Source organism: Sphingosinicella sp., assembly GCF_052387495.1.
Taxonomy (GTDB): Bacteria; Pseudomonadota; Alphaproteobacteria; order Sphingomonadales; family Sphingomonadaceae; genus Allosphingosinicella.
The window spans coordinates 1-6,378 of sequence record NZ_JBQTJC010000040.1; the positions used below are offsets into that span (position 1 = coordinate 1).

General features: G+C 68.0%; 7 protein-coding genes. 4 read left to right on the top strand and 3 right to left on the bottom strand.

Going from position 1 to position 6,378, the window contains the following annotated elements; genetic code table 11:
* On the bottom strand, positions 1 to 849 hold an 849-nt coding region (locus tag ACT4N8_RS02455; protein WP_444856550.1), incomplete at its 3' end, for an alpha/beta fold hydrolase.
* A 91-nt stretch (positions 850 to 940) separates the two neighbouring features.
* On the opposite strand from ACT4N8_RS02455, the gene phaR reads away from it, so the two are divergent.
* A complete protein-coding gene (gene phaR / locus ACT4N8_RS02460; protein ID WP_444856551.1) occupies positions 941 to 1,486 on the top strand; it encodes a polyhydroxyalkanoate synthesis repressor PhaR in 546 nt (181 codons plus the stop codon).
* 57 nt (positions 1,487 to 1,543) lie between these two features.
* Here phaR and ACT4N8_RS02465 read toward each other — a convergent pair whose 3' ends face one another.
* Positions 1,544 to 2,407, bottom strand: coding sequence for a class I SAM-dependent methyltransferase (locus tag ACT4N8_RS02465; protein WP_444856552.1), 864 nt, complete (start codon positions 2,405 to 2,407; stop codon positions 1,544 to 1,546).
* Between the two features lie 59 nt (positions 2,408 to 2,466).
* Here ACT4N8_RS02465 and ACT4N8_RS02470 point away from each other — a divergent pair, with 59 nt between their 5' ends.
* Positions 2,467 to 2,658, top strand: coding sequence for a hypothetical protein (locus ACT4N8_RS02470; protein ID WP_444856553.1), 192 nt, complete (start codon positions 2,467 to 2,469; stop codon positions 2,656 to 2,658).
* 736 nt (positions 2,659 to 3,394) lie between these two features.
* Here ACT4N8_RS02470 and ACT4N8_RS02475 read toward each other — a convergent pair.
* On the bottom strand, positions 3,395 to 4,930 hold the full coding sequence (locus tag ACT4N8_RS02475; RefSeq protein ID WP_444856554.1) for an ATPase, T2SS/T4P/T4SS family: 1,536 nt from the start codon (positions 4,928 to 4,930) through the stop codon (positions 3,395 to 3,397).
* Positions 4,931 to 5,128: 198 nt separating this feature from the next.
* On the opposite strand from ACT4N8_RS02475, the gene ACT4N8_RS02480 reads away from it, so the two are divergent.
* Positions 5,129 to 6,034 carry a DMT family transporter gene (locus tag ACT4N8_RS02480; RefSeq protein WP_444856555.1) on the top strand — a complete coding sequence of 302 codons (906 nt, stop codon included), beginning with the start codon at positions 5,129 to 5,131 and terminating at the stop codon, positions 6,032 to 6,034.
* Between the two features lie 53 nt (positions 6,035 to 6,087).
* The coding region (locus ACT4N8_RS02485; protein ID WP_444856556.1) for a hypothetical protein at positions 6,088 to 6,378 on the top strand (291 nt) is incomplete at its 3' end.

A 6,378-nucleotide genomic window follows, 5' to 3' on the forward strand; every position in this document is an offset into this window, starting at 1 on the left:
GACGATCCGGTCGGTGGTCGAGGCGATGTTGAGGAGCGGGATGGCGAGGCGCTCGGGGTGGATCGCCTCGCCGGCCACATGCCACCGGCCGGAGCCGGGCAAGTCGTCCCGGAAGAAGTCCTCGAACAGCTCGCGGGCGGCGGCGCCGCCGACCGGAGGTCCGTCATTGGCCCAGTCCTCGAGCGTGACGAAGGTGCGCGCGGCTTCGCCGGCGAGATCGGCGAAGGCTTCGAACTTGGCGACGGTGCGGGTCGGATCGAGATTCCAGAAGGCGCTTTGCAGCGCCTCCATCGGCAGCAGGCCGAGGCGCTCGGTCAGCGGCCGATTCGCGCGCCAGAGATCCGCCAACTTCTCCCGCTCGGCCGGCGGATAGCCGTCGAAATGCCAGGGGGCGGCGATGGTGGCGACGCTGCGCGCCGGGCCGAGTTGCGCGGCGGCGAGCGCCATCGTGCCGCCGAGGCAATAGCCGACCAGATCGACCGGCTCGCCGAGGCGCTCCATCAGCGGCAGCAGGATGCGCTCGATGTGACCGGCGACCGACAGCGACTTGCGCGCTTCGTCGGGCCAGCCCCAGTCGAGCAAGAGCACGCGGCGGCCCCGGCGGGCGAGCCAGCGCAGCAGAGAGCGCTCCTCGCTCAAGTCGAGCACGGTCGGCGGGTTGATCAGCGAGGGCACGAACAGCACCGGCGGCCCTGCGCCGCCATAGTCGCGCAGCACCGCGCCCTCGGCTTCGGCGATCGCAGGCATCGGCGCGGGGAGGGGTGGGCGCTCGGCCTCCTGATATTTGCGCAGGCCCGCCAGCGCCCGCTTCAGCCGGACCGGATTTGCCGCGGTCTCGGCTTGCAGCAAAGAGAGAAACAGCGGGAGCGGCCGGGGCCTATGTTGCAGCGCGGCAATCTTCGGTGCTAGAGCGCTCTCACCAGCATCAGGGGAAGCATTCATGGCAGCGTCCGGGTCCGGCGACGATGTGGTCATCATCAAGAAATATGCGAACCGGCGGCTCTACGATACCGAAAGCTCGACCTACATCACGCTCGAGCGGCTGGCGCAGATGGTCCGCCAGAAGCGCGACTTCAAGGTGGTCGACGCGAAGAGCGGCGACGACATCACGCGCCAGATCCTGACCCAGATCATCATGGACGAGGAGGCGCGGGGATCGACGATGCTGCCGGTCAATTTCCTGCGCCAGCTGATCGGCATGTACGGCGAGCAGATCGAATCGGTGGTGCCGCAATATCTGGAGGCGAGCCTCGAGCAACTCCAGCGCAACCAGAGCCAGCTGCGCGACGCGATGACCGGCGCGCTCGTCGCCAACCCCTTCGCCGAAATGGCGCGGCGCAACATGGAGCTGTTCACCGCCGCCGCCACGGGGCGGGCCGGCGGGGCGACCGGCGCCAACGGGAGCGGCGACAACCGTGCCGAGCTGGACGAGCTCAAGGCCCAACTCGCCGAGCTGCAGAAGAAGCTCGACAAGCTCAGCACTTAGCCCCTCCACCGCGCTGCGCGCGGCCCCCCTCCCCGAAAAATCTCGGGGAGGAATTTGTCATTCCGGCCTCACGAAGCGCAGCGTCATGCGGTCGCTTTCGCCGATCGCGCGGTAGCGCTCCTCGTCGCCGTGGCGGAGCGCTGGCGGCAGCGTCCAGACGCCGTTGGGCCAGTCCGCGCTGTCCTGCGGATTGGCGTTGACCTCGGATGCGCCGACGAAGCGGAAGCCGGCGGCCTCGGCCATCCGCCGCACGGTCGAGACCTTGATATAGCCGCTGGTCCGCTCGCGCTCGGCGTCGGCGCTCTCGGGCAGGCGATGATCGACGACGCCGAGCGTGCCGCCCGGGCGGAGCATCGCGAACATCTGCCGGAACGCCTCGGCGCTGTAGTCCTGATTGTCGCGGCCCGATCCCATCCGCCAGTTGTGGACGTTGCGGAAGGTGAGGACGACGTCGGCCGTCCCGTCCGGCACGCGGGTGTCGGTCGCCTCGAAAGCGGGGAAGGTTGCGAGACGCGCGTTGCCGTAAAGCTCGGCATTGGCGGTCATCAGGCGGCGGACACCGTTATGGCCATTGGCCCCCATCGCCGCGGCATAATAGGTGCCGCCGCCGGCGCGGAGATAGGGCGCGAGGATTTCGGTGTACCAGCCCCCGCCGGGCCAGATCTCGACGACCGTGTCATCGGGCTCGACGCCGAAGAAGGCGAGCGTCTCGAACGGGTGACGATAGCGATCGCGTGCGGCGTTGGCGGGGGTGCGGGTGGAGGCGTCCACAGCCGCGTGGAGCGCGCCGTGCCAGGGTTGGTGGGCGCCGACGTCCGGATGGTGTTGGCCGGCCTTGTGCTGGTCGTGCTGGGCGAGCACGGCGCCGCCACCGGCGGTGAGCGCGAGGGCGAGGGCGAAGGCGAGGCTCTGGCGGATCATCATTCTCTCCCTATTTGATACCCGCTCGCAATGGCGGAGCGGGACGCGGGAGGCAAGGCGTGACGAGCGAGACGATGCTCTGGACCGCGACCGGCGTGGCGGCGGCGCTGGTGGTCCTCGCGGGCGTCGCCGACTGGCGCCGGGCCAATCGCAGCCGGATCGACGATTGGGGCTGGATGCCCTGGCGCGGCCTCCAGGTCGCCGCGCTGTTCGCCGGGCTGCTGCTGGCGGCCCTGGCGCTGCGCGGCTAGCGGCGTGACCTGTTCAGACAGTTCGCCGCGAAGCTGAACGGATTGCGCCGGAAGTTTCAAAGTTTCAGGTCCCTAAGAGCAAAAAAGTTGAGGATGTTGAGGGTTGCCGGAAGCCGCATCCGGAGCCCGGATCAAGCGTCCGGGGCGCGATGTCGCATATAGACCCCGGATCAAGCGTCCGGGGCGCGACGCCGAAGGGCGTCGCGGTTGACAGATTGACACCTGCCATAAGGCGCATCCCGCTTGCCGCCCCGGCGCGGCGCCGCGCGACCGGCACGAATGTCACGAACGGCACGAATGTCACACGGTTCAAGGGGGGTCCCACCGTCCCGAAAATGGCGACGCGGCGCGCCGAGCGGGCCTGGCGGCGGAATGGCGGGGAAGGCCCTTCGACAGGCTCAGGACAGGCTAAAACGACTCGCATGGGCCAAGGATGACAGATGAAATCCTATTTTTAAAGCCCATTTGGTTCGATTATTTTCGCGCGGAGACGCGGAGGGACGATTGAGATCAGCTTAGCCGTTGGTTTCAAGCGGCAGCTCGATCTCCTTCATGATGCGGTCGGTCTCGGAGAGGATTTTGACGATCTTCTGGTAGTGGCCGATGTCCTCCCACGATTCGTGCCGTCAGTCCTGTCGAGATCGCGGCGTTGCCGCTCCCTCGCAGGCTGGCCGGCTTTTCGCGGCTCTTCGCGCAGCTTGGGATTGCTGCGCAATCCCGGCGGCTGCGCTCGGCGCTACAAGCAGGCCTCCAGATAGGGCTGGTCGAAGCCGAACATCTTCGCTTTTTCGAGCGTGTAGGGCCTGAGGCCCATGCAGCGAAATTCGCCGAGGATCTTGCCGTCGGGCGTCTCGTCCAGATATTCGAACTTGAACAGCTCCTGGGTCACGATGACGTCGCCTTCCATCCCGATCACCTCGGTGATGTTGGTGCAGCGGCGCGAGCCGTCGCGGAGGCGCTTGACCTGGACGATGAGGTCGACCGAATCCGCGATCTGGCGCGAGATCGCTTCCTTCGGCACCTTGATGTCGCTCATCATCACCATGTTCTCCATACGCGCGAGGCATTCGCGCGGGGAGTTGGAGTGCAAGGTCGCCATCGAGCCGTCGTGGCCGGTGTTCATCGCGGCGAGGAGGTCGAAGCACTCGCTGCCACGAATCTCGCCGAGGATGATGCGGTCCGGGCGCATACGAAGGGCGTTGATGACGAGGTCGCGAATGGTGATCGCGCCCTGGCCCTCGAGATTGGGCGGGCGGGTCTCGAGCGGCAGCCAGTGCGGCTGCTGCAGGCGAAGCTCGGCCGCGTCCTCGATCGTGATGACGCGCTCGCCGGGGTCGATCAGCTTCGAGAGCGCGTTGAGCATCGTCGTCTTGCCCGAGCCGGTGCCGCCCGAGATGATGACGTTCATGCGGCTGGCGCCGGCGATCTTGAGCACCGTCGCCATCTTCTCCGACATCGAGCCGAAGGTGCGCATCATGTCGACGGTGATCGGCTTTTCGGAGAATTTGCGGATCGAGAGGGCGGTGCCGCGAAGCGAGAGCGGCGGGATGATGACGTTGACGCGGCTGCCGTCCTGCAGGCGGGCGTCGGCGAGGGGCGTGGTCTGGTCGACGCGGCGGCCGACCTTGTTGACGATGCGCTGGGCGATCTGGAGGAGATGCTCCTCGTCGCGGAACTGGATCGAGGCGATCTCCAGCTTGCCCTTCTTCTCGACGAAGGTCTGGTCCGGGCCGTTGACCATGATGTCGGAGATGTCGGGATCGTTGAGCAGCTCCTCGAGCGGCCCGAGGCCGAGCAATTCGTCGACCAACACCTTCTCCAGCGCGAACTGCTCGCGGCGGTTGAGGTTGATCTTGAGCTCGGCGAGCACCTCGCCGATGATCGGGCGGAACTCCTCGGCCAGCTCGTCCTTGGAAAGGGTGGCGGCGGCCTCCGGATCGACGCGCTCGAGCAGGCGGGGGAGGACCTGCTCCTTGATGCGGTGGATCGAGGCCTCGAAGCCCTCGTTGTTGCGCGAATTGGCCTGGTCGCCCGACTGCGCCTGACGGTCGGCGAGGCGGGCCATGGCGTCGCCGCCACCGCCGCGCGACGCCGCGGCGGGCGCCTCCTCCTCGGTGGGGAGCGATTCGATCGGCGGGAACTGGCTGCCGCCCTCGGCGTCCTGCCCCGGCGAGCGCGGCGCCGCGGGCGCGGGGCCCTTCATCGGCTGGGCGACGCCGAACTGGCGCCCGCCATTGCTTCCCACGCCGCCGCGTCGACCAAAAGCACTCATGATCGAAAACCGCCTCTCTCTTGTTCCACCGGATTTGCGCTGGTGAATAAGTTGGAAACTTTGACAATTGCCTAACCGCGCGTGCGGAGGACAACCCGTCATTGCGACCCCGGCGGATGCTGGGGAAAGCAATCCAGCGGATCAGCCAGCGCCGAAACTGGATTGCTTCGTCGCTGCGCTCCTCGCAATGACGATGGGGTGACGCCCGCTGCAATCCGCCATGCTCTGTTGATCGCGCTGGCCGGCTTCTTCTCGCTCTCGGTCGGCGACGCGGTGGTGAAGTCGATGGCAGGGGACTGGCCGGGGACGGCGGTTTCGGCGCTGCGCTACACGTTCGGGGCGGTCGGGCTGGCTGTGTTCGTCGCCTGGCGGCACGGGCGGGCCGGGTTCGTGCTGCCGCGGCCAGGGCTGCAATTCGGGCGCGGGCTCGCCGTCGCCTTCGCCACGATCTGCTTCTTCATGGGGGTGATGGCGATGCCGCTCGCCGACGCCACCGCGATCGTTTTCGCCAGCCCGATCATCACCGCCTTGCTCTCGCCCTTCGTGCTGAAGGAGCGGACGACGCGGGCGACCATGCTCGCCACCCTGCTCGCCTTCGCCGGGGTGCTGGTCGTGCTGAGGCCGAACGTCACCGAGCTCGGCGTTGTCGCGCTCTATCCGCTCGGCGCCGCCTTCGGCATGTCCTGGCTGATGATGCTGAACCGCAAGGCGGCGGGCGACGCGCCGGTGGCGGTGATGCAGTTCCTATTGGCGGCGGTGGCGGCGCCCTTGCTGGTCGCGGCGGCGGGGCTGCTCGACCTGTTCGGCGGGCCGCCCTTCCAGATCCCGATGCCGAGCGCGGAGGTCGTGCTCAAGTGCCTCGCCGTCGCTTTCTTCGCGACGCTAGGCCACACCCTGATCTACGCGGCGGTGACTCGGGCCTCGGCGCAGGTCGTGGCGCCGATGACCTATGTGCAGCTCCTCGTCGCGGTCGGGATCGGCTGGAGCCTGTTCGGCGAGGCGCCCGACCTCGCCACCCTGGGCGGCGCGGGGCTGATCGTCCTGGGCGGCCTCTGGCTCTGGCGCGCGCAAAGGGCGCCGGTGGTGGCGCGCACGCCTGACTGATCATCCCGGGTTAAGCCTGGCCGGGGAAGGATGAGCCGCGAGGGAGGGATGGCATGACCGTATCGGTTCTGATCCTCGCGGCCGCGCTGGCCGCCCAGGACGACTGGCGGCTGCCGACGCCGCTCAACTGGCTGCACGGCACCTGGATCTGCCGCGTGTCGGGCACGGGCGCCGACGCCATATTGCGCCGGGAGCATTGGCAGCCGGACGACTGGTTCGGCACGCATGTGGAGGTCGACGAGGTTCGCAGCGGCGTTCGCGTCGGGGAGCAGCCGCTCGCCTTCGGCCGCATCCTTGAACTCAATCGTGGCTTTTCGCTGTCCCACCGGATGCGGGGCGCGAGC

What these genes read in the sequence shown, in the direction of transcription:
- ACT4N8_RS02465 (WP_444856552.1), bottom strand. Translation starts at nt 2,407, where the DNA reads ATGATCCGCCAGAGCCTCGCCTTCGCCCTCGCCCTCGCGCTCACCGCC.
- phaR (WP_444856551.1), top strand. Translation starts at nt 941, where the DNA reads ATGGCAGCGTCCGGGTCCGGCGACGATGTGGTCATCATCAAGAAATAT.
- ACT4N8_RS02475 (WP_444856554.1), bottom strand. Translation starts at nt 4,930, where the DNA reads ATGAGTGCTTTTGGTCGACGCGGCGGCGTGGGAAGCAATGGCGGGCGC.